Source organism: Chryseobacterium sp. JAH, from assembly GCF_001507335.1.
GTDB lineage: Bacteria > Bacteroidota > Bacteroidia > Flavobacteriales > Weeksellaceae > Chryseobacterium.
In genome coordinates this window covers 53,723-77,689 of record NZ_LMAH01000012.1, presented here as the reverse complement: position 1 = coordinate 77,689, position 23,967 = coordinate 53,723, and the positions used below count along the sequence as shown (strand labels likewise).

General features: G+C 34.1%; 16 protein-coding genes. 7 read left to right on the top strand and 9 right to left on the bottom strand.

Translation table 11 applies throughout. The features are described from left to right. Positions 1-425: 425 nt before the first annotated feature. The 3 genes from AR685_RS17675 to AR685_RS17665 are packed head-to-tail and all read right to left on the bottom strand — an operon-like array spanning position 426 to position 7,452. On the bottom strand, positions 426-3,008 hold the full coding sequence (locus AR685_RS17675; RefSeq protein ID WP_059125427.1) for a prolyl oligopeptidase family serine peptidase: 2,583 nt from the start codon (positions 3,006-3,008) through the stop codon (positions 426-428). After that, on the bottom strand, positions 2,995-4,377 hold the full coding sequence (locus tag AR685_RS17670) for a RagB/SusD family nutrient uptake outer membrane protein (protein WP_059125426.1): 1,383 nt from the start codon (positions 4,375-4,377) through the stop codon (positions 2,995-2,997). The genes AR685_RS17675 and AR685_RS17670 overlap by 14 nt, the downstream gene beginning before the upstream one ends. 15 nt (positions 4,378-4,392) lie before the next feature. Then, positions 4,393-7,452: a SusC/RagA family TonB-linked outer membrane protein gene (locus AR685_RS17665; RefSeq protein WP_059125425.1), complete on the bottom strand. Its 3,060-nt coding sequence runs from the start codon at positions 7,450-7,452 to the stop codon at positions 4,393-4,395. Positions 7,453-8,187: 735 nt separating this feature from the next. On the opposite strand from AR685_RS17665, the gene AR685_RS17660 reads away from it, so the two are divergent. From AR685_RS17660 to AR685_RS17645, 4 genes are all read left to right on the top strand, one after another. Then, positions 8,188-8,427 (top strand): helix-turn-helix domain-containing protein, encoded by a 240-nt coding sequence (locus tag AR685_RS17660; RefSeq protein WP_228376463.1) that lies wholly within the window; start codon positions 8,188-8,190, stop codon positions 8,425-8,427. A 241-nt stretch (positions 8,428-8,668) separates the two neighbouring features. Continuing rightward, a complete protein-coding gene (locus tag AR685_RS17655) occupies positions 8,669-9,103 on the top strand; it encodes a DUF6932 family protein (RefSeq protein ID WP_059125423.1) in 435 nt (144 codons plus the stop codon). A gap of 5 nt (positions 9,104-9,108) precedes the next feature. After that, a complete protein-coding gene (locus tag AR685_RS17650) occupies positions 9,109-9,618 on the top strand; it encodes a helix-turn-helix transcriptional regulator (protein WP_059125422.1) in 510 nt (169 codons plus the stop codon). Between the two features lie 11 nt (positions 9,619-9,629). Next, positions 9,630-11,225 (top strand): KGGVGR-motif variant AAA ATPase, encoded by a 1,596-nt coding sequence (locus AR685_RS17645; RefSeq protein WP_059125421.1) that lies wholly within the window; start codon positions 9,630-9,632, stop codon positions 11,223-11,225. Between the two features lie 399 nt (positions 11,226-11,624). On the opposite strand, the gene AR685_RS17640 is transcribed toward AR685_RS17645, so the two are convergent. From AR685_RS17640 to AR685_RS18215, 4 genes are all read right to left on the bottom strand, one after another. Beyond that, positions 11,625-12,887, bottom strand: a complete 1,263-nt coding sequence (locus AR685_RS17640; RefSeq protein WP_059125420.1) for a hypothetical protein — start codon at positions 12,885-12,887, stop codon at positions 11,625-11,627. Next, entirely contained in the window at positions 12,874-13,314 is a 441-nt protein-coding gene (locus AR685_RS17635) for a hypothetical protein (protein ID WP_059125419.1), read from the bottom strand. The genes AR685_RS17640 and AR685_RS17635 overlap by 14 nt, the downstream gene beginning before the upstream one ends. Positions 13,315-13,678: 364 nt before the next feature. Further along, positions 13,679-17,848, bottom strand: coding sequence for a hypothetical protein (locus AR685_RS17630; protein WP_059125418.1), 4,170 nt, complete (start codon positions 17,846-17,848; stop codon positions 13,679-13,681). Between the two features lie 137 nt (positions 17,849-17,985). Beyond that, positions 17,986-18,132 carry a hypothetical protein gene (locus AR685_RS18215; RefSeq protein ID WP_165592844.1) on the bottom strand — a complete coding sequence of 49 codons (147 nt, stop codon included), beginning with the start codon at positions 18,130-18,132 and terminating at the stop codon, positions 17,986-17,988. A 170-nt stretch (positions 18,133-18,302) separates the two neighbouring features. Here AR685_RS18215 and AR685_RS17625 point away from each other — a divergent pair, with 170 nt between their 5' ends. Further along, on the top strand, positions 18,303-20,861 hold the full coding sequence (locus AR685_RS17625) for an AAA domain-containing protein (protein WP_059125417.1): 2,559 nt from the start codon (positions 18,303-18,305) through the stop codon (positions 20,859-20,861). An 814-nt stretch (positions 20,862-21,675) separates the two neighbouring features. Here the strand turns inward: AR685_RS17625 and AR685_RS17620 are convergent. Continuing rightward, on the bottom strand, positions 21,676-22,068 hold the full coding sequence (locus AR685_RS17620; RefSeq protein WP_059125416.1) for a hypothetical protein: 393 nt from the start codon (positions 22,066-22,068) through the stop codon (positions 21,676-21,678). A gap of 235 nt (positions 22,069-22,303) precedes the next feature. Between AR685_RS17620 and AR685_RS18210 the strand changes: the two genes are divergently transcribed. After that, positions 22,304-22,444: a hypothetical protein gene (locus AR685_RS18210; RefSeq protein ID WP_165592843.1), complete on the top strand. Its 141-nt coding sequence runs from the start codon at positions 22,304-22,306 to the stop codon at positions 22,442-22,444. Between the two features lie 104 nt (positions 22,445-22,548). On the opposite strand, the gene AR685_RS17615 is transcribed toward AR685_RS18210, so the two are convergent. Beyond that, a complete protein-coding gene (locus AR685_RS17615; protein ID WP_059125415.1) occupies positions 22,549-23,337 on the bottom strand; it encodes a hypothetical protein in 789 nt (262 codons plus the stop codon). A 381-nt stretch (positions 23,338-23,718) separates the two neighbouring features. Here AR685_RS17615 and AR685_RS17610 point away from each other — a divergent pair, with 381 nt between their 5' ends. Then, positions 23,719-23,919, top strand: a complete 201-nt coding sequence (locus AR685_RS17610; protein WP_059125414.1) for a hypothetical protein — start codon at positions 23,719-23,721, stop codon at positions 23,917-23,919. The last annotated feature ends 48 nt before the right edge of the window (positions 23,920-23,967 follow it).

Below are 23,967 nucleotides of genomic sequence, written 5' to 3'. Positions count from 1 at the left end.
GTAGTATTTTGAGCTTGAACATTGTTAGTTCCTAATATGATGGCTCCGATAGTTAAGGCTGCGATTGCGAATTGTTTTGTCATGATATTAATTTTTGATTTTATTTCTTATTTAATTGTTCTCTTTTGAACACTACAAATCTACAGCGGCGATAAAAGTTTCTTTGTAGTAGAAAATGGAAGTTCATGTAGTAAAATAACTACAGGATTGTCATTTGCTAAAATGAAAAACCTTAACGATTTGCGTGTTAATAGCTTATATGAAATTGCTGTTTGCTTCTATTATAAGGCGGTCACAGCATACGTTACTGTTTGTATATAAGTTCCGGCCGGTTTTCCCGAAAGTACCTTTGATGCTTTATCTGGCGAAATAGAACAGGCAATATTTAAAGATTGTTTTGCTCCAGAACTTGTATTTATTCATACTTAGCGTGACCTACCAACTTCTTGAAGGTTTTCTGTTGGAAGAGATTCATCTTTCATTTGCCTGTCAATCCATTCCACATTTTTCACATCTTTCAGAAAATAGTCCAGCCACTCTGCTGACCGTTGATGTACATCCTCTTTTTCTTCCGTACTCATGCTTAACGAATGATCTCCTTTAGTGTAAAACAGTGCGACTGCATCTTTATGATTTCGCTTTAAACCGATATAAAACTCCTGAGCCTGTTCCCAGAAAATATTTTCATCCTTCTTTCCTGCCCATAATAATATTGGTGCTGAAACCTGATCTACATAATAGATCGGATTATTTTTGATATACAGTTCTTTGTCCGCAGAAAATGGGACAGGCATTTCGTACTGACCACTTTCAAACTGCATGTAAAATGGGGTATGAAAGTTTCTGTTGTAGGAAAAATAAGATCTTATAATATCACTGTTTCCCGCTCCTGAAATGTAAGTCGCAAAGCGGTCTGACTGTGTTGCGATAAAATTCGTGATATATCCTCCATGTGAATGCCCGATCAAACCTAGCTTTTTGAAATCTATTGAACGTATATTTCTTAGGGCATCTAATGCATGATTAACACAATCTAAAGCTTCAACCCCTGTCCCCTTTTTTCCAAATACAATATCGGGTTCATAGACAAAGTAGCCTCTTTCAATCAGAGATCTTTTATCATAGGCTACATAACTGGCATATCCTTTAATCAAATATTCTTTTGCATGCGCTCTCTGATTCTGATACACTTTTACGACCAGAGGATATTTCTTAGAAGCATCATAATTCAGCGGATAATACAAAGTTCCCTTTAATAGTCGACCTACAGAATTTGAATAGCTGACAATCTCCTGTTTAAATTGACTTGCGGTTGTATCGCTACTGTTGGAAGAATAAATTAGTCTTGCATTTTCTTTATTTTGCTGACTGTACAATTCCGGAGGTTTGTTAAAATTTTCCGCCAGAAAAAAGAATCGACTGACCGATGAATTATACGATACGTCTGAAATTTTATCCTTCGTTTTTAAAATGATACTCTTCTTTCTACCGTGCATCATAACGTCATAGCTTACCAAACTGTTTTTAGGATCAACAGTTTTGATCAGCAATGGTTTTTCGGGATTTACAGTCTGGCAGGCAAAATGGTATTCGTTAAACTGGCGGTTGATATCAATAGTTACCAAACTGGCCTCCCCTTCTGTACCTTGCATTCGAGTGAGATTACTTGATGCAAGATCAAATATTCTGATGCCGTTACGACTGTTAAAATAAACAGACCGACTGTCTTCTGTGAAAACAGGAACTTTTAAATCCTCAGCAGCAATTTTTGTTTTCATTAAATTTTCGAGATTCCACAGTTTCCATTTTTTTCTGTCTTCACTTCCTAAAATAAACTGACCGTCCGGACTGTAGATGACTTGCGGAGCTTTGTAGTCAACTCCGGCAAAATCTCCTAAGGAGGTTTCTTTGGAAGAACCGAGATCATACAGATTGATGTTGACGGTTGGTTTCCAGAATACATAATCCTGTCCACGATGTGGATGGTATTTCAACAAATACCGGTTGTTGGTGAATGCGATGAACATGTCTTCCGAATAGTCATTTAATTGTTCAGCAGTCTGGTTATTTAAATCAACAACAAAAAACTTCTTTAAGGTTTTTCCCTGATATACAGATTTGATATTGCTTTCATTGCTGTACCAAATCTCCAGCAATTGATTATTCGCTTCCTGCTTTTTTTGCAGACTCACCAGAAATGATTTGGAGCTACCGATTCTGGACATGGTGAAGTCATTAAAATCATTTTCATGACTCAGGTCAAATCCTACAGATTTTCCTGTATTGAGTTCAATAACGTGTATTTTCTTTGTCCCTATCTGCTTGACTTCATTGTTATGATGACTGACCGTTTCGTTGATCATGATAACATTACCTTCATCGGAAACTTTAAAATGGGCGATGGATGCAGAAGTACTGAATAGTGGGATTACTTCTGAATCTTTAACCCAATTGATTGTACTGATTGATCTGTTTTTCTGACGAATCAAAAAACCTTTTTCTTTTAGAGCCTGAATGCTTACAACTTCCGAGAACTTATGTTTTGAATTCCCGTTTTTGTCAAAGATTTCTGACACACCATCTTTATAGAATACCGCAAACATGGTGTTCCTGGATTCACTGACTGCAACTTGAAGTATATCGGGGTACTCTTTTTTAGTTTTCATCGTTACATCATACAACCAAGCTTTTCCTTCGCCTGCTGCAAGCAATATATTTTTCCCTAAGAATTCCACCGAACTTATTTTGGTTAATGTCAGTACAGGTTTTTGAACGCTGTTTCTGTTAAATACCAGTGTCGTATGACTGTTTTTATAATACCATTTTCGTACAGCTACCCACTCCATGTCCTCAGACTGACCGGCTATGCTGACTTTGTACTGTTCAGCTGATGGAGAAATGCCGGCGGAGTTTAGCGCCGGTGAGTTTTGGCTGTTCTTTATCTGACCGTTCAGCAATGGTGACAGTATGAAAACGAATAGCATGATCAGATGTTTAATAGCCTTCATTCTGAGGATAAAGATTTTTATTCAGCAACAGTTCTTTCATCGGAACCGGCCATACCCGATGAAAGGTCTTGAAATTGGGTTTAGACAAAACGAGTTCCGATAAGAGGTTTCTTCTTTTCAGATGCATGAACCGGTTGCCCATCTCGGCAAAAAATTCTTTTCTGTTTTCTGCCGTAATTTCCTGAAGTGTTTGCAGCTTAGAGAGCGTCAACGGCAGTGCAGGTAAACCCGCTCTTTGTCTGGTCAAATTGATCAAAGGAATCGCTTCCGACAATTTATCCTGATTAGCCAGAGATTCAGCAAGCAGCAGATTTACTTCTTCCAGTCTGAAGACGATCGAATACTCCGTACTGTTATTGCTCGTTGCCTTGTATTTTGAGGCTCTGTATTTGATAACCTGATTGAAAGTTACTCCTGTAACCCATTGGTTCCTCCTAAGATCGCCCGCGGTAAAACTGTTGATCAGATCATTGGAAAGTGCATGAATTGAGGGCGCAGAATTGGCAAAATAATACAGCGTCGATTCTTTGGTAGGATCCACAGCGTTTTTAGGTTTGAGCTGCCAGAGGATGTGCTTTCCGGTTTTCAAAAACACTTTGGAAATATCATTTTCAAACTGATACTGTGGATCGGAAATAATACCTTTCAACAGGATTTCAGCTTCGCCCCATTTCCCCTGAGTCACCAGTACTTTGGCCAACAAAAACTCAGCAGCCTTGCGGTTCAGAACAATTCTTTCGGATTCTCTGTACTGATCAGACAGCAGGCTGATTGATTCTTTCAGATCACTCTCCAGTCTTTCTAATACTTCATCAGAAGCAGTTCTGGAAATGGTTTGATTGATCTGATAATTGGTCGTAACCGGATAGGCAATAGCTCCGAAGGTCTGCTGGAGGTAGAAAAAAAGGACAGAGCGAATCGCTAATGCCTCACCCTTCAGCCGTTGCTTATTTTGCTGGCTGATTCCTGAAGACACTTCTACCCCTTCTAAAATGGCATTCACCTGATATACTTTCTGGTAAGCAGAAGTCCAGTAAGCCAATACCGCACTGTTGTTGTCGATATGAATATTCTGGTAGAGATCGTATTCTGCATTGGTAATGGAGGATGCATAATTGTCAAGATCATCGGCATAGATTCCCAGAAGAGGTCCCGAGCCCTTGGCCCCTCCGGATATGGGAGAATCTTCCCACAAGCCGGCATATACTCCTGCCAACGCAGCATTGGCGGTCTGCATATCTTCAAAAACAAGGTTGGCACTGATCTGATTGGTAGGATCTTCTACCTCTACCAGATTTTCACAGGAGGTCAGTGAGAGGCAGATGCTTACAGTCACTGCGATGATATACTGTTGATATACTTTTTTCATTGTTCAAGATTTGAGTTAAAAACTGATTTGTGCACCCATGGAATAGGTTTTGAGCGGAGGCAGAAATCCCGAGGCTATAAATTCAGGATCGATCCCGAAGTATTGGGTGATCGTCAGGAGGTTCTGTCCCTGAAGATAGATTTTCACCGCTTTGAAAATCTCTGACTCCAGAGGAACGGTGTAGCCAATCTGAATGTTTTTCAACCTGATGAAAGATGCGTCTGAAAGCGAAGCCGTACTGTTTTGGAAATACGTGTGCAGTGAAGCTTTTGTACCGTTGGCTCCAGAACTGTACGGCATATACATTCCTGACGGATTGGAAGGTGACCAGACATTCAGTACTTCTACAGGCTGATTGTTCATTGTTCCGGGCATCAGCATCGTTCTGTTGTAGTTGAAATTATCCCTTTTAACGAACTGAAACAGAAATGAACAATCCCAGTTCTTCAACCTGAAACTGTTGTTCCAGCCTCCGAAAAACTTCACATCTGTATCGCCGATGACTTTATTGTCATTGGGTGACGATATTTTTCCATCTCCGTTGTAGTCTGTAAACTGATACAGACCGGTCGCAGGGTTGATCCCTTCAAACTGATAAAGTTTGACGATAGAAGTAGACTCACCGATCACATATCTGTTGGAATAGGTTGATCCCTCCAATCCGGGAAAAGACAGCAGTTTGTTTTTAGGAAAACTGATGTTGAAACTGGTTTCCCAGCTGAAATCTTTCCCTCGGAAAGGTCTCGCTCCCAGTTCAAATTCATATCCGCTGTTTTCAACGGTGGCATCCAGATTAGCCAGTACAGAACTGAAACCTGTAACGGCAGGAAGCTGAATTCCGACCAGCTGATTGGAGGATCGGTTTCTGTACCAGGCCGCAGTAAGATTGAGGGCATTCTTTATAAAACCTAACTCTAGCGCTGCTTCCAGCTTGGTTGTTTTTTCCCAGCTGAAATCCGGATTGAATAGTTTTGACGGAAGCAGTCCTGCGGTATTATTGTAGATCAGCGTAGAAACCGTGTAATTATCCAGGTACTGATAGTCTCCGATATTATCGCTTCCTGCTGTCCCCAGGCTTCCCCGGATTTTGGCAAAGCTGATCCATTTTGAATCTTTTAAAAAGTTCTCATTGGATACCAACCATGCAGCACCCACCGCTCCGAAATTGGCAAATCGGTTATTCGGACCGAAACGGCTGCTTCCATCTCGCCGGCCGGTTATATTAAGGATGTATTTCTTTCGGTATTGGTAATTGATTCTTCCGAATACAGCGGCGTACCGGTACTCAGCGGTGATCTGATTGCCGATGGTTCTGGTTTTGGCAGCACTGATGTTATTCATGAACAGATTACTGTCAAAGCCTACTCCTACGAGAGAACCCGACTTGTTATTCTCATTCTGAATACTGCTTCCTAAGAGTACAGAGATCTGATGCTTCTCCCCTGTCCTGCTCCATTCCAGTTGTGGTTCAAGAATGTAAGAAAACCGGTTTTGATTGTTCTTGGAGGTTCTTGAATAAATACTCGACTGTCCTGTTGCGGTTGCCGGATTGTAGATCGTATTCGGCTGAAATGCCCATTCTTCAAAGGTATTGTAATTGATCCCTCCGTTCAGTCTGATCCTGAAATCTTTCAGCAACTCATACTGCACATTGAGGTTGGAAATAAACTGCAGGTTATCATTTTCATAAGTACTGTTGTACAGGGCAACCGGATTGTTAAAGGTATTGTTCTCCCAGTTCAGGCTGCCGTCATTCTGATAGAGCTCCGGAGCATTGGGTGATAACAGATAAGCGGGACGCGAAATATCCTCACGGATCACATTGTTATCGGTCTTTGAAAAAATATTAGACAGCGTCAGCTGAAATCTTTTGTCCAATGACTGATGAGAAATACTCCCGTTGACGGTGTTGGTTCTGTATCTGAAATCATCTCTGAAGATAGATCCCTGCTCGGTATGCCCCAGACTCAGTAAAAATGAAGTAGTTTCACTTCCACCGCTCAGGGATAACTGAGTGGTATACGACGCAGCGGTATTTCCCAGAAGGTATTTTGCCCAGTCCGTATCACGGTTCTGATCCCAGACCCCATTGATATCGTAGGCATTGACCGGATACGTGTTGATTCCGTCATTGGTGAAGGCCTGCTTTCTCATATCCAGATACTGCGCAGTGTTCATCATCTTCATGCGGGAAGTGACCGAACTCAGGGCGTAATTTGTATTAAGCGTTGTGACGACCCTTTTGGATTTACCTTTTTTGGTATTCACGAGGATGACGCCGTTGGCTCCTCTTGATCCGTAAATCGCCGTAGCATCTGCATCTTTAAGGATTTCTATACTTTCGATGTCGTTCGGACTGATGCTGTTTAAAGGATTGATGTTTCTGGCCGGAAAGATGGTTGCCGTGTACAGTGAGGTCACAGAACCGCCTACAGGAACACCGTCGATCACATAGAGAGGCTGATTGCCGTCGATTTCTGAGTTGGTCAGATTTCTCAGACTGTTGCGTCCCCGAATCTGAACATCAAAACCTCCACCAGGACTACCTGAATTTTGGGTGATGCTGACTCCTGCCATTCTCCCCTGCGCTGCTACCAAAACATTGGTCACAGGTTGATTGGCGATATCTTTTGCTGAAACTTTGGCAATGCTTCCGGTTCTTTCTTTGTCTTTGACTTTATAGTAGCCTGCGTTGAGAATGACTTCTTCGATTCCCTGCACTTTTTCATTTCCGTCTTCATCATTTACTACAAACATCCCAACATCTACAACAGACCGATTATCCAAAGGAATTCTCTGTTCTGCATAATCAGGATGCCTGAAGACAAGAATGCCATTCCCGTTGCCGTCATCTCCGGAAATCTCAAACCGATAAACACCTTGAGCATTCGTAACCGCAGTCTGGTCACTTCCCACCTGGGAAACACTGACGCCCGAAAGAGGCAACATCTGATCTCCTTTTGCTACGGTAACCTTTCCCGTGACGGTTTTGGACTGTGCCTGAGCTGAACCGCAAACAACGGTCAACATAAGGACAAGGCCAATACTTCCTATAGTATTATAGGATTTTTTCATAGTTTTGTAAAGTTTTTAATTAAACGATTTAAATAATCATTGCTCCTTCCGAATTGTTTTAGTCGACTTATAGGAAGGGGCTTTTTTTACGTAAACCGATTTCTTGTCAGGCTGAGCCTGGCGAAGTTCTATTTCATTTTTCTTTTAATTTAATAGGCTTGCGGATTGTCAGGCTGAGCCTTCCGAAGCCATGACGACTGGATTCATGTGTTTGAAAACAAAACTTTCCTAAGTGCCTTTTGGTTTGAAAAAGGACATGGTGAGGTCTTTGAGCAGTGACCAAAAGACACCGGAAAGCATTAATTAATAGGTATGAAAATTTGTCCCGTGTAAGCTTTAAAAGCCGCAATAGGTTGTACACCCTATTGTATCATGTCAAGATACTCTATCTGGTGAAGCGGGCTTAGATCTTTTTGTAGATTTTGGCGAACTGCATTGAAAAAAGACGGCATGGAACTCTACATTATCAGTAATAGGGGTACTGGTATACCTTACACACAGATAAGAGGAAGAGACCCACGCCTAGGTCGTGAGCCGCTTACTTATCGTCTTGTGTGTTTAAAAATTACCAGTTTTCTATTACAAGATTCTAAGCAATAGCTTCTATTATTCCTTGAAGTATCGCAAAGTTACAGTTTGTAACTCATCTGACAAATATAATAAAAAAAATCATTTGTTATAAGAACTTATAACATTTATTTTCTGAAAAATTCCGCTTTTTGTAAAAATATCATTATGAGAACAAAAGATGAGGAATTGGTAAGATTTGGAATTCACATAAAAAACCTTAGAAAAAGTAAAGGTGTAAGTCAAGATGATGTTGTTGCTAATAGTAATAACCTTACAAAATCAACTGTAAGTGATGTAGAAAATGGAAAAAGAAATTTTGCATTTACAACTTTTTTAGATTTAGCCAGAGGCTTAAGCGTATCACCTACAGAGTTGATAAAATACTTTAATTTAGATAAAAATTAATGATAAAATTAAATCCTAACTTATGAAGCTCGGATTTTATCTAATATTCATTGTAACAAGAGTTTTTATAAAATAATTATTTTTTACTTTATTAATTGCTGAAAAAAAAATAGATTATTTAATAAGTCCAAGCTATAATTATTCAAGCATCTTCAAAGCAATTCTTCACTATACAATTTAACACAACAAATTCGTTGTGATAAAGCAACATTTATTATATTTGTATTATAATTACAATTAGATGGCAATATCATTTCAACCAAATGGAAATTTGTCTGAAGGCGTTTACATAATGTCTTTGGAAAATTTCGAAAAGCAATTTGGTGTCAATAATTATCGAAAAATGCTAATTAATGGTTTAAAATTGGGCATGAGTCATCTCAAGGACTGTGGCTGCAAAAGAATTTTCATTGATGGTAGTTTTGTTACGACAAAAGAATTGCCTGGTGATTTTGACGCTTGTTGGGATGCAGATGGAGTTGATTTAGATAAATTAGAATCTATATATGGCACACTTCTAGATTTCTCTGATGAAAGAAAAAAGCAAAAAGAATTATACTCTGGTGAATTTTTTCCAGCACAAGCTCCCGCTAGCGAAGACTTAATTTATTTTTACTTTTTTCAGCAAGATAAAGATGAAAATCCAAAAGGTATTGTACAAATTAATTTAATATAATTATCATGATCAAGAACGAAAAACAGTATGCAATCACTAATAAAAAACGCAAAGAATTTTTACGGTCTCTTGAAAAATTACAAGTAGATTCACAAAGTAATGATAAGTTTAAAAAAATTATGCAAGATGCTATTAAAAGCCAGATAGAAACTTTTGATAGAGAATTAAAAGAATATGAAAAATTAACAAATGAAAAGCCAATAATCTTTTCGTCTCCGATTGAAAATTTGTCCGAAACTTTAATTAAAGCTAGAATTGTGACGGGCTTATCTCAAAATGACTTAGCTAAAATTGTGGGACTTAAAGAACAACAGATTCAGAGATACGAAGCTAACAATTATGAATCTGCCAATCTTGAGAGAATGCTAAGTATTGCTAACGCAATGAACATTCATTTTGACGAAACAAGAGCATGTATTAGACAAGATATAATTAAGGTGAAAGGCTATGATGTCGATTTTTTAAAACATGCAACTACAAAATTACAAAATCGAAGATCACTATTTACAGTTTAAATAAAATTTAAATGAAAACAATAACATTTTATTCATACAAAGGAGGTGTAGGAAGATCATTAGCTCTGGTAAATATTGCAACAAGACTAGTTGAATTCGGAAAGAAAGTTTGTGTGATAGACTTTGATTTGGAAGCTCCCGGATTACATTTGAAGTTTCCAGTATCAAAGAATAATATCAATAAAGGAATAGTCGATTATGTTTATGAGTTTTCTAACAAAGGTATCTTAAGTAATAAAATTAAAGATTATTCGATTGATATAAACGTTTCAAAGAATGGAAAACCTTTAAGTCTAATAACAGCTGGAGATACGAACTCACCTAGCTATTGGAAAAAGCTTTCCGCAATTAATTGGTACGATTTAATCTATGAAAATCCGAATGGTTTAGCGTTTTTCTTAAAATTGAAAGAGGCTGTTGAAACAGAAATAAAACCTGATTTTTTATTAATAGACTCTAGAACAGGAATATCAGAAATGTCTGGCATCACTTTATCTTTATTAGCAGATAAAATTGTTATTATTGCAGCCAATAATAAAGAAAATTTAGGAGGTGCTAACAGAATTATCAAATCATTGAACGATCCTTCTAATAACATTTTAGGCAAAGTACCAAATATAAATTTTGTTTTAAGTAGAATCCCTTTTACCGATAAACCAGAAGATAGAGCAAAAGAAATGCTATTAATTAATAGAATTAAAAGGGAATATTTACATCCTCACATAACTGACATCAATGTTATACATTCTGACAGAGAATTAGAAGAGGTTGAAAAAGTCAAAATTGCATACGAAAAGGATGAATCAAACACACAAATTTCAATAGATTACCTAAAATTATTCGAGAGGTTAACACAAGAAGACCTCTCTGAAAATGAAATTCGAAGATTTAAAAATATTAGAGAATCAGAAAGATTAATTGCATTAGCTAATAATTCTGAAAATTTCCACAATAAAATAGATTATATAAACAAAGCTATCGCTCTTAACAAAAGTAATGTCGACTTATATGTTTATAGAGCTGGAATTTTTTATGAACTCGAAGAATATGATGAATCTATTGCTGATACTAGGATTGCTTTGAAAATAAATGAAAATCATTTACCAGCACTAAATCTCTATATTAGCAATTTAATTAATAAGGAAGAATTTAAAGAAGCAGAAATAAAAGCAAATGATTATCTAAAACTAAAGCCCAAAGATTTGAATGCTTTAGTTAAAAAAGTCATAATCTTCACCAAAACTAAAAGATATTCTGAAGCAGAATTTATTAGTTCCCAGATTATTGATATTGATCCTGAATTTTCAACTGGCTATTCTTGTAGAGCTAACATTAGAAGAGTCTTAAAGAATTTCGATGCAGCATTCGCTGATGTTTACAGAGCATTAGAATTAAATTCTGAAAATCTACAGGCAATCGCCACGTTAGCAGAACTATATGCCGAAACTGGTAATTTCAATGAATTTTATATACATTTAGAGAATGTTATTAAAATGAATTCTGATTATATAAGAAGGGTAATAAAAGAGGAAGAAATATACTCCAACTTTCTTGAAGACCCTAGATTCTTAAATCTATTATCTAAATATGGGATTTATCTGGATTAATAACAAAATAGCATTTTGCTAACGTAAAAAAAAGAGACAACTAAAGTTGTCTCTTTTTTTTTACGCCTAAAATCCAAATGCACAATTTAAAAAATATTTTGAGCGCTTTCTTTTAATTTTAGAGTATTGAAAGAAGAAATATAATATCTTCTTTGAGGAAAATGTGAGTCTGTCTCTTCAGTTATTAAGTTATAGTTATTATAATTTTTTTTTATCTATAATAATCAGCTAATATTGCTTTTCACCTTATGAACTTTCACTGATATTGATGATAGTTTAATTTTTAATGATACTGTTACACATAAGTTAGCAAATGATACATTTAATATTAGTTCACGATAGAATATTTTTGAAAACTTAAAGAATTATGAGTTAATTTATATGTTAATATATACATCATTACTCATTGTAATCATATATAGCTAATATCCTGTCGTGAATCTTAGGAGAATCTTTTATTGCCTTATTTTCAAGTTTACGCTCGATGGTAATCAAATATAATTTATGAAAATTTAGATCATAAGCGCTATCACTAATCAATTTATCAAGATAACCATGATAACTCTGCTTATCATTTGAATCAAACCAAAAATATCCTGTATTGCAATTCACACCCGTAAAATTTCCTACAAGATTGAACTTGTCCGTTTCAATTTCACTATCTTGGTCGTAAAATGCTTTTATCTTAAAAGCCTCATTGAATGTTAGGTTTTCAATACTAAAAACTTCTTTTTTATATGATTCCATCTTAATATCTATGTTTATCAATTCCTCATAAACAATATTAACAAAATCTAAATAAGATGACATTGTATACGCACTAAATTCAGAAGATATTTCATTAAATGTCTCAATATTTTTACTCTTAGTAATAAGGTTTAAAGCTCTCTCGCAAATAATATCACTTGAGCTATCACCAAATAACCCATCCATATCTGCTTTTGGTTTCAGTATAACATTAAAGGATGCTGCTTCAAAAATTACCACCTCACATTCTAGATTTCCATCGCTTACATGTTTGCTAATTTTTTTTGGAATTTTAGTACCACGATTTTTAGAAAAATAATAATCTTTAGCTAAATTCTCATACAACCCTTCAAATCCTATTAAAATTTTCCCTAATTTGTCAGCATCAATACGTCCAAATCCCACTCCCTCACCTTCTCTTAAATGAATATTAATTAAGTTAGAAAATTGGTTGGAACGCAAATTATAATTTGTATCGTCAACTATACCATATAAATTAAAATAATCATAAACTACTTCTGGGTTTACAAAATCCTCGGATTCTAAAGACAAACCAAATTCAGGAAGATAGTCTGCAGGTATCTCATTAAAACGTAGAAGCAGAACATTATGATAATTTGACTCTTCATCAAGATCGATCAAGAAATATGTATTGGAAACAGATCTGCGAATAAACTCTAAATGAGTAATTCTTTTATCTATAAAAGCTTTCAAAAGCTCTCTAGTTGTTTGGTAAAATAAAAATCTATTTACAGACTGATCATTCGTACAATCAACCCATTCTTTAATAAAAGAATTATTATTCTTATCTACACATACGATAGTGGTGTAATATTCAGGAAATAACAAAGCAGCCACCTCAGTAGGAAGATCAAATGCAGTCTTATTCAGTATATATGAGTTAATTGTCTCCACCTAAAATTGTTTTGTCTATTGTGAACAGCTTTACGAAATCAATGCCGTTAAATTCGTGTAAATCAAAATGTCCAGAAGTCGATGGCTCATCGTTAAGTCCGCAATATGGTAACTTAGCAAAAGCAGCATTTTTTCCAATTAATTTTGGAAAATTTTTCTTATTAGAGTTTAATTTTATAAATTTTGCTTTTATAGCATCTGGACTTTCAAACAACGACAATGCAAATCCTGATGATATCGCTTTATTAGTTTTTAAATCTAATTTAAATCGATCTATATTTAGAAGATATACTGGTTTGAAATTGCGGTCATCAGTAATGTCATCAAAAACAAAACGCCAACAATTTATCTCTTGTGCTCTAAAGCCACTTAGATCAGCATGTAGCAATGCTATCTCACATCTATATTTAAGATTATGCGTTCTCATATTAGTTTCATCAAACCTACAAAAAAAATTATAAAATACGCAAACATTAAAATTTAAATAGTAATAGATACTATTACCCCCCTACTAAGTCACTTTTGCTCGATTTCAATTGCGAATGCAAATAAATATTTAATAGGATCATTTAGTTCTTCAAAATCTCCAGTCTTTGGAGTTCGTATACTGCCAGTTATTAAATTTGTAATCAATCTCGAAACATAAATTTTTGAAATGATGATGATAAAATGTTATTGTTCTTTTTTCACTGCTGATCATCTTTCTATGCTTCCTAACTTCAATCAAATTGGAAGGATTGCGGTTATGTCATACTCATAAAACGTAGTGTTATCTGGTTTTTTCGGTATGCTTAATCATTTAGTATAAGTGAAATATTTTTTACAATTTTAGCTTTACTTCGGCTTTTAGCGTAATCTTTCAATATTAAAGCATTTAAACCTTTACTTTTCATTTTGTTAATAAAGTACTTTTTATTTATAAATAATGATGTATTATTTTTATTAAAAAATGTAGTTACTGCTACAACATTTTCATCTTTATCATAAAACCTACCATCTATTAATGCAGCAATATCCAAAATCTGAGAAAGTTGATAGGATGGAACTAAAAATTGCAAATCATCATTTAAAGAAAAATCATTATCCTTTGACCATCTATAGGTTATAGCAGCCAAATAACCTCTTCTATTGCTTTGTTTATGAATCAATTTAGATTCTTCTCTCCAATGTAATTCACCCAAATAGTGATTACTTTGAGAAGTATTTAGATAAAGAAAATCCCTCAAAATCAATTCATCATTTCTCAAATAATTTAAATAATCAACAGCATCAGAAGCGTTAATAATTAAACATTTTCGTACAAACTGAAAGTTACTATTTTTTATAACTCCAGGATCGGAAGAACCTAAGCATATCCATTCACCAAGCAATTCTTCTGAATTAAATTGATAAATTTCGCTTGCTTTATTAGAAGAATTTTTCTGCTGCATAATTCCTGAAAAAAAAATAGTTGGATCAATATCTGTCTGCAGAAGGTTACGAAGATCTTTATACCTATTATATTTAAATTTTGAAGGATTTATCTCAGCAATTAAATAATTACTAGATACTATAGATAACCATTTATAAAAAGATATAAAAATATATTTTTCACCTATAGATTCTTGTAAATTAAAGAGATTTTTTTTGTAAAAATTCGAACTTAATATTGGATAATCATGTTCTTTAAAATCATTGCCGTTCCATCCTATAATATTAAAAACATCATTTGAAATATAATATTGTAAAGTATCAATGTTAAACTGTGAATCAGTTATGCTCGCAACTTCATTAAAGAAAGATCTAATATTTAAAACATCCTGTGGTTTTAAAGTTTCATAATTAATTAACTGTTCATAAAGATTTTGTATATCATCATCAATGTTACCGATATTCATCATAGACGTTAATTCGCTATCTGATTTTAATTTTATTAATTTTATAATTTCTCCTATAATTTCGACATTTCCTGTATTATTAATAATACTATCCAATGAGTCGAAGTCTGAAGTATAAAAATTAGAAATTCTAAAATTTGCTTTCTTACCAAGAAATTTATGAATGAAACTATGCTCTCCTGAAATATAGCTAACAAGTGTATCATGACAAATGTGAGCTATATGTCTTTTAAAAAATAATTTCGAATCTAATTTAACTTTAAATAGATCTTTATCACTCGTAATATCGGGTTGTATATAATCATTTTTATCAGATATTCCCTTTGTCGAAGCATAATTAATAATTCCTTGAACATAATTTTCGATTAATAAATGACGTCTGAATTCTTTTGCTTTAATCATACTATTTACAAATTGCACAATTTCCAAGATATTTTCTTTATCATTTAACCTTAAAGTGATTCCATAAAGCACACCCACTAAACGTTCTAGAATATAAATATCTTCCACCACCTTAAACTTATTAATCAAATTAATAAGAATAGAATAATCATTCTGAAGCAATTTAGCTAGTGCTCTGGTTGCTTTATCTCTAATTTCGCGATTGGTTGAACAAAATAACCATGAAAGAGAAAATGCAAATATTTTTTTTGTTTTTGAATGTAGATTAGAAAATGAAGATATTTCCAATGCCCAATTAACAAGTATTTTTCCGGCTTCAGAGTTATTTATATGAATGGTCCACATCAAATCGATTTCGGTTAACTTCTTTTGAGATAAAAGTGCATCAACAAAATATATATTTAAACGATGATTGGGCTTGATTGACAATTGAAGTAGAGTGTTCACAAATTCGCTTGCCACTGCTTTATCTAGCTTTCTATTTTTATTAATATAATCAATAGTTATATCTTTTATTGTAGACGAGTTACGCCATAGTAAGCTTTTTAGCAACGGCTTTAAAAAAACTGTAGTAGATTTTCTTAATTGAAACAATTCTAAATTATACATTTCGGGCAGTAATATAGAAATAGCTTCTATAATACCTAAATTAGCTTTAACAGCTATATCATTTTTAATTACTTCAAAAAGGTTAAATGATTGATCAATGCTGTATGTTCCAGTTTCCGCTAAAAGCTTTATCTTGTTAGAGTCTAAATTCAAAAGACTTTTAGCTATTATGTAGTCACCCAATTTTTCATAGGAAAAATAAATTATTTCCTTATTTCCAACAATATTTTCGTTCAATACATTTTCCTTAATCAACTCTGAGAGTATCATTCCTGCATTTGGCAAGGAATATCGATATTTCTCAATTAATATGATATTTGCAACTTCTCTACTCAATTGAGAAGTCTTATATCTAACCATATCATCTGCCAGCAAAGATATTGCTTCAAGAACTAAGTTAAAATTCCTATAATCATAAGCTAACCGATCTGCTAATATCTTGTTAATCTTGTGATAATAGTAATTATAGATTACAGTTATATTATCATAATCATCGGGAAGCGTATCTAAGTTATTATCTTTTAATCCTATGCAGAATAACTTCAAAAATAATGGATTTTTAAACTCCGGGTTTAGAATCGGCACGGGAAGATCATTAATTTTATAAAACTTAAAAAATGTTTTGGTTACTTCAGGTAGATTTCTGAAGCCCTCAATTGTATATCTCTCAAAGTCTTTTAGATTACTTTTTGATAAGACATAGTTAGTGTAGGTACTACGAATCGAAATAATTAATGCAATATGAGGATAAGATCTGATATCATTGACAAAACCAGAAAGTTGTTCTTTCCATATCTGCTTTCCTCCTTCGTTAATAGCATCAATTAAAATTGGCACACGACAATTTAAACTCTCTCCTATAGAGTTCAGAATTCCCAGAAATTCTTCCTTAGAACAATTTATTTGTAACTGATTACTTATTTGCAACCATAGGTTTTCACTATAAAATTGTTGTCCTAACAGTAAAACTGAAGGTAAATCTTTGTAAAATGTGGTGACAAAATCAGCAAAAAGATGTGATTTTCCTATGCCAGCATCTCCTTCAATAAGCAAAAAGGGATTTATAGCTATCTTTTTGTCTAAAGAATCTAAAATGGTTAAAAACTTATTAATGCTATATGATGTTACTTTATACTTAGCTTTTAGCGCAAGAGTATTTTTACTATTAATTCGGTTGATTTTTATATCATCAGCAGCATAATTCTCGTAAAGTATTCTTATTAATGAATCCATCTGCATTAAGATTGTATGGCTAAGTATTTCTGGTTGTTTTAAATCAGATATGTTATACGAATGCAACAACTTTCCTTTATCTAAAAAATTGTTTAGTAACTTGATCAATTTTTCATGAATTTCTGGATATTGTTTGGAAATATTTAAATAAGATTTAAAATCTATCTCTAAACTTTCATATTCTGAAAATAGTATTTTTTTTAATTTTAAAGGGAAAATCATCAGTTCAAATATTTTCGCTGTATCAGATAAAATATTTAGTTCTTCACTATATCTTGCACCAAGATCTTTTACTTTCCTTTTATTATTGTCGTTAAACCATTCCTTAGAAAATTCATTTTTACTAAACCAAAAATATGCTTTTCCTATATTTTCTGGCATTGATAATTTGGTTAACAATTCCGAACTACCTTCATAAACAAAATCCACATCTAAGCCTTGGGCTTGTGCCCAATTTTTCCATTTTAGTACAGATTCATTCCATTTATCCAAAAAAGAAGTTTTACCTTCAATTCTTGCATCTGCGCGATCCTGAGGTATAGAAACAATATACTTGCATAGATTGGAATGTTTATCTAAGGCTGTCTTTATAGATTTATCTAATTCACCCCATTGGGTAGATGACAAAGGAGAAGTAAAGAATTTGGCTTGGTAAGCAATTTCTTTAAAATTGCTCAGAACCCAAAAACATTCAACACCAGCATCAGGAGAACCTTTTCTAACAAATGAAACTGCATTTTCGAACCTGTCATTTCTAGCTAATTGACAAACAAGTTCTTCAAAGCTATTCTTTTGGGAATGATTTAGTGGCCTAATATTATTCCAATCAATGTTTTGCATTGTGTTTTATTATTATTTTATCACTAAAATATGCTAAAGATTTTGATTAACCAATATTTACCATTTTTATGTAAACAACCAATTCATATGCTAATTTAAAAGGCTCATCTTTCGATGAGCCAATAAACCAAAGAAACTTACAGTCTAGCGCAATGTGAACATAATGGCTTATCGCCTGTTCCGCTTCGCTTGTTTACTGTTTCAATGTTGTTACCCTCCGTACACGAAGTATTGTTGTGGTGTACGGTCTGTTTGATGCTATGAAAAGCTGCTGTTTTTGCCATAATTATTTTATTTATTTGTTAGCATTGTAAAAGTGGCTATTAAATAAATATATCATTTAGGGGAATCCTTAGTTAGTTGTATTTTTTTTCATTATAATAATTCAAAAATCATCTGTACTTTACATTTTTAGCTTTTACAGTTTAATATATTTGTAAGACATCACCAACCAATGCACAAAATCACAACTACACATCTAAAATCCCAAGCCATCTATATCGACGGCAAAGAAAGAACTGATGAAATAGAATCCTTCTCTTTCACAGGTGAGAAGTACATAGTGGTTTTTAAAAACAATGGAAAATCATACACCTATAACAAAAGCAAAATTCAAATTGTAAAATCTGCGATTCAAACAAAAAATGCAGGAAGTATTTTCAGTTACTTAAAAGAAATTGCAGAGACCATTGGCTTGAAAACAGAGGAAGGAAATAACATTCTTGCCGACAGCTATGAGAGAATTTCTTTTATTCCTGAGTATTCAATTCTTTCCAACTATCTTAATCAAAAACAACCTGAGAGAAATGAAAACTCCTCTCCTACTGAGATTTTTCCATTTGGTTTTAATCTCAGTCAGAAAGATGGAGTGAATGAAGCTTTCTCCAAACCGTTAAGTGTTATTGAAGGTCCTCCCGGAACTGGAAAAACGCAGACTATCTTAAATATCATTGCGAATGCAGTGATGGACAATCAAACCGTGGCAGTGGTTTCAAGCAATAATTCTGCAACAAAGAATGTTTTTGAAAAACTGGATAAGAATGGGATCTCTTTTATCGCAGCCCTTTTAGGAAGTTCTCAAAATAAAAAAGAGTTCATAGAATCCCAAGCTGAGATTCCTGATTTGTCAGATTGGATATTATCGGCTGAAGAAGCAAGTGCTCTTAAATTGTCTAATACCTTACTTTTTACTCAGCTTTCAGAAAAACTGAAATTCAAAAATGAGCTGGCATCACTGAAACTGGAAATTGAAAATATAGAAACAGAATATCAGCATTTCTCCTTCACTAACACTTTGTTCGCAGAGGTTCGTTTTAAAAAGAATGTCAGTTCAGATAAGTTGCTTTCGCTTTGGATCACGATTGAAAACTACGAGCAATCGGGTAAGAAATTCAACTGGTGGCGAAAATTGATCTTTCCTTTTCTTTACGGTGTTAAAGATAAAAACTTTTATGAACTGCCTTATCAGGAGTTGATCAAATTGGTTCAGTCAAAATATTACACGACAAAAATTTCAGAGCTCAAGTTAAGGCGACAACAATTAGAATCGGAATTGCAGGATTTTTCTTTCGATGAGAAAATGAAAGATTATACAGACGTTTCGATGCAGTTGTTTAAAAATACATTGTATAAAAAATATAACGGAAAAGAACGTAAGGAATATACAGAGCGAGATCTTCTTTTAAAATCATTAGAGTTCATCGAAGACTATCCGGTGATTATGAGTACCACCTATTCTCTGAGAAGAAGTCTTGCTGAAAATGTCGTGTATGATTTTGTGATTATTGATGAAGCATCGCAAGTAGATTTAGCAACAGGTGTGCTGGCTTTATCCTGCGCCAAAAGAGCGGTGATTGTAGGCGATTTAAAACAGCTTCCGAATGTGGTTGATGCTCAAACGGCAAAAAATACAGATTTTATCTTTCAGAGCTATCAGCTTCCTGAAGCGTATCGTTATTCCAACCAAAGTTTGCTTTCATCGATCACAGAATTATTTCCTGATATTCCTAAGACCCTTTTAAAAGAACATTACCGCTGCCATCCTCAAATCATTGATTTCTGCAACCGGAAATTTTACAACAATCAGCTGATTATTTTATCCGAAGTCAAAACAGACCGAAATCCCCTAATCGTTTACAAGACCGTAGCAGGAAATCATGCACGTGAACGAATGAATCAGCGGCAGATTGATGTTATTACCCAGGAAATTATTCCATATCAAAGTTTGGAAACAGTAGATTTAGGAATTGTAACTCCATACCGAAATCAGATTTCTGCTTTGCAAAATACATTTCAGGGAACAAAGATCAAAGCTAATACGGTAGACAAATTTCAAGGAAGAGAAAATGATGTGATTATTCTTTCCACTGTAGATAATGAAATATCAGATTTTACCGATAATCCGAATCGTTTGAACGTTGCTATTTCGAGAGCAAAAGATCAGCTGATTCTGGTTGTCAATGGAAATGAAAATGAGAAAGACAATAACATCTCTGACCTGATCCGTTATATTGATTATCACAACTTCACCATCGTCAACAGTGAGCTCCACTCTATTTTTGACTATCTGTACAAAGGCTATGAAGAGAAACGAAGAGTTCTCCTATCAGGTCAAAAGAAAAAATCGGTTTTTGACAGTGAAAATTTAATGTACCTGCTGATCAAAGAGGTTCTATCACAAGACGAGTTTTCCAAATACGATGTGGTTCTGCATTTTCCTTTAAGAAATCTTCTGTTGGATTTTGACAAACTTTCTGAAGAGGAAGAACAATATGCCAGACATCACGCCACCCATCTTGATTTTCTGATTTACAATAAGCTAGGTAAAAACCCTGTTTTGGCGATAGAAGTTGATGGCTATGAATACCATAAAAAGGAAAGCCGACAAGGTGAAAGGGATCAAATGAAGAATGAGATTGTGGAGAAGTATGGAGTTCCTTTTTTACGATTTTCTACTACGGGAAGTGGGGAAAGGGGGAGGTTGATTGATGCACTGAAAACGGTAAGAAAATAATTTTTTCTAATTACGGATTTCCGTATTTTCTTTCGTCGTTATTGATTTAGATTTGTAAGTAATATCAAAGAGATTAATATCTAACAAATTTTAAAATCAAAACTAACCATGAAAAAAATATTACTCTATCTGACGATCTTTCTATCGTTTATTTCTTGTACAACCAATTACTACACCGTTTTATTATCTGAAGATACTCCAATATACGAAAGTAGCAATAATGAAAGTATTGTAACGACAGTACCAAAAGACACTCAAGTTTTCATTTCAACCAAAGCCAATAAGAACAATTATAAAAGGATAAAATGGGACAATTATTTGGGATGGGCGTATAATCCAAGCTATACAACTTACAGCTCTTATACACACTTTAGCACATCCCACTCAACTAAATCCACTTCCTCTTACACACCAAGTTCTAATTCTGGCGGATCAATACAAGTAAAGGGATACACAAGGAAAGATGGGACTTATGTTAGGCCGCATACTAGAAGTGCGCCGAGAAGAAGATAATATAACTACATAAAAAAATAAAAACATTAAGTGAGTCTCTGCATGATTGAGATTCACTTTTTTTTATGACATCCTAATATCCTCTAAAATAAAATATTGTATAATAATAAAATAGCTGGATACTTCTGTGTTTGCCTATTTGCAAATCCATAAGTATCCAGTTATAATGAGATTTTAAATGATGTACTTTAATAAAATAAATATATCAGTCTGAAAATTTACTACACATTATAAGAGTACAATACAAAGCATTATTAAGTTTGATTAATGTAATTAGTATATAATTTTCTTTATCACAGATTTACTTTTTCAAATCTCGTTTTGTAGGAAAGTTCTTCTTCAACTCATCTTGAATATTGGCATCCAAATCATTGAATTCTTTTCTCATAAGCCAATGATACACATTTTGTTGTCCTATAGTAACAACATAAGCCTGCTGAAACTCCCATCCCAAAGCACCCATATAATTCATGGCATCAACCATCGAATTAAAATCTCTGTTAGATCCGTCAGTATTTTTAACACGGTTACTTTCCCAAATTGATGTCGCTTGGCCATAGTCAATTTGGATAAGCACTTTTGTACTTAAAAATTTCGAAGTTCCTACAATTTCTGAATAAACATACTTAGGAGTTTCCTGAGCATTAACAATAAGCGCAAAAAGAATTGCGAAAATAAGTACTAGTTTTTTCATGGTTTAAAATATTTAGCCAAATCTAGGGGAAAGAAACCATGATTAATTATGGGAAACCTTTGGTGGTAATAGCAATAAAGAATATAGACACTTGACCTATTTAGAAATTACGAACATCTTATTTTATCTGATTATGGGATTCCATAATGTAGAAAACAAGCATTGTTTTACTTTTGAAATAATCTTAATCCGTTTTAAGATTATAAATATTTTCTAACTATATTAATTAATTGAAATGAGCACAATTCAAGCAATCAAGCCAGGACCAAAACCTAAAAAAGAGGACGGTACGCCTGACAGAAGGAGAAGCGTTACTCCTCCTAACCAACCAAAACATCCTACATTAGATCCGCACAAACATAAACCTAAAGACTAATGAGAGGATAAGGGCAACTGATTTTCAGCTGCCCTTTTTTATTAAATAATTTGCACAATTTAATGTAAATATGGTAATAAATCACCCTCTGTAATATTTGTACTTTATTTTTCACTTGCATACTTTAAAATAATTCTTTCTGAAACAGGTTTGAGTTCTTTTTGATTATCTGGGTTGACTCCATCCATCGTGAAAAATTCAACTTTATTCTGATATTTCGAATACCAGACGTTCTCCATTCCGTTATCAATATCTAAAGTGTCAGGACGAGTAATTTTTCTAAAATATTTAAACCGAACACTGTCTAATGGAATAACATCATGTTTAGGATTCAGATCCGCTGCAACAGTCAACCGGTACTCTTCTCCATTCCAATACATATGATCCTTCTTTTGAAAGTATCCGTTAAAGTGAGCAAATGAACCGGCCGTTAGAAATAAACCAATAAAACCTGCTCCCATTGCATTATTTTTATTAACGATTTCAGAAAATTTAAAAGTAGGAGCATGTGTAATTTTAATAATAATGCTATTAACGGAATCAGCAATCGCATCTATACCGTTGCCGATTTTTACGCTAATATCGTTATTTGCAGATTGGTTTCTAAAAAAACCATTCTTTTCTTTATACTCATTGTAATCTCTGCAGTCAAGATATAAACTCAGCGCATCCAGACTTGATTTCTTAATGGATTTATATTCTTCTTTTTCTAAAACTACACTATTATAATAAGCAAGCATGGTCTTGTAACTTAAGTTGATTTTGTGAGTGTTAATTAAGTCTGTACTTACATCCTTAAAGACACCACTGTCCGAGGTTCCACCGTCTCTATTTTTAGATTTTAAATAGACATCTTCGAGCAATTTTTTTTCTGCCACTAATTCTTGTTTCATAGTCATTAGATTTATTGCAAATTATAACATTTCCAGCACATTACCTTACGGTTAACCGTAATCTTGGCCCATTTAAAATTTCCAAATTTTTTCCAAATTTCTGCTAACACTCACCTTCATTATCACCGTTACTTTGCCATAGAAATCAGTGAGAAACTAAACAATTATTAACAATCTGATTTCTGAATATCTGAGAAAACGGAGGATTGATTTCCGGGTTGGGAAGCAGAGGTTTCTCTTCCGTTTTCAAGGGTTTCACTTCCCAAAATTTAAGAAGCGCTTCTTTTTTCAAAAACGTGTAACACCGCCTGCAATCAGTTTTGCGGGGAAGAACACCAATGTCAATTTTTAAATTTTACAACAGTGATACAACTCTTATTAATGCTACTTGGTTTAGCATTCGGAAGCAACAATGCAAATACGTACAACAACAATGGTACAAATACTATAATGACGCAGCTCGATGGAACTGGAGAAGGATTAGATCCGGGAACAGGAACAGGCGGAGATGACGGCACAGGAGGTCCCGGAGGACCAATCGGAGGAAACACAGGACAGACGCCCCCTACTCCAAGACCATAATAAATAATTTATTCAAAGGCAGATCAAAAGTCTGCCTTTTTTCATATT

What these genes read in the sequence shown, in the direction of transcription:
- AR685_RS17675 (WP_059125427.1), bottom strand. Translation starts at nt 3,008, where the DNA reads ATGAAGGCTATTAAACATCTGATCATGCTATTCGTTTTCATACTGTCA.
- AR685_RS17670 (WP_059125426.1), bottom strand. Translation starts at nt 4,377, where the DNA reads ATGAAAAAAGTATATCAACAGTATATCATCGCAGTGACTGTAAGCATC.
- AR685_RS17665 (WP_059125425.1), bottom strand. Translation starts at nt 7,452, where the DNA reads ATGAAAAAATCCTATAATACTATAGGAAGTATTGGCCTTGTCCTTATG.
- AR685_RS17660 (WP_228376463.1), top strand. Translation starts at nt 8,188, where the DNA reads ATGAGAACAAAAGATGAGGAATTGGTAAGATTTGGAATTCACATAAAA.
- AR685_RS17655 (WP_059125423.1), top strand. Translation starts at nt 8,669, where the DNA reads ATGGCAATATCATTTCAACCAAATGGAAATTTGTCTGAAGGCGTTTAC.
- AR685_RS17650 (WP_059125422.1), top strand. Translation starts at nt 9,109, where the DNA reads ATGATCAAGAACGAAAAACAGTATGCAATCACTAATAAAAAACGCAAA.
- AR685_RS17645 (WP_059125421.1), top strand. Translation starts at nt 9,630, where the DNA reads ATGAAAACAATAACATTTTATTCATACAAAGGAGGTGTAGGAAGATCA.
- AR685_RS17635 (WP_059125419.1), bottom strand. Translation starts at nt 13,314, where the DNA reads ATGAGAACGCATAATCTTAAATATAGATGTGAGATAGCATTGCTACAT.
- AR685_RS17630 (WP_059125418.1), bottom strand. Translation starts at nt 17,848, where the DNA reads ATGCAAAACATTGATTGGAATAATATTAGGCCACTAAATCATTCCCAA.
- AR685_RS18215 (WP_165592844.1), bottom strand. Translation starts at nt 18,132, where the DNA reads ATGGCAAAAACAGCAGCTTTTCATAGCATCAAACAGACCGTACACCAC.
- AR685_RS17625 (WP_059125417.1), top strand. Translation starts at nt 18,303, where the DNA reads ATGCACAAAATCACAACTACACATCTAAAATCCCAAGCCATCTATATC.
- AR685_RS17620 (WP_059125416.1), bottom strand. Translation starts at nt 22,068, where the DNA reads ATGAAAAAACTAGTACTTATTTTCGCAATTCTTTTTGCGCTTATTGTT.
- AR685_RS18210 (WP_165592843.1), top strand. Translation starts at nt 22,304, where the DNA reads ATGAGCACAATTCAAGCAATCAAGCCAGGACCAAAACCTAAAAAAGAG.
- AR685_RS17615 (WP_059125415.1), bottom strand. Translation starts at nt 23,337, where the DNA reads ATGAAACAAGAATTAGTGGCAGAAAAAAAATTGCTCGAAGATGTCTAT.
- AR685_RS17610 (WP_059125414.1), top strand. Translation starts at nt 23,719, where the DNA reads ATGCTACTTGGTTTAGCATTCGGAAGCAACAATGCAAATACGTACAAC.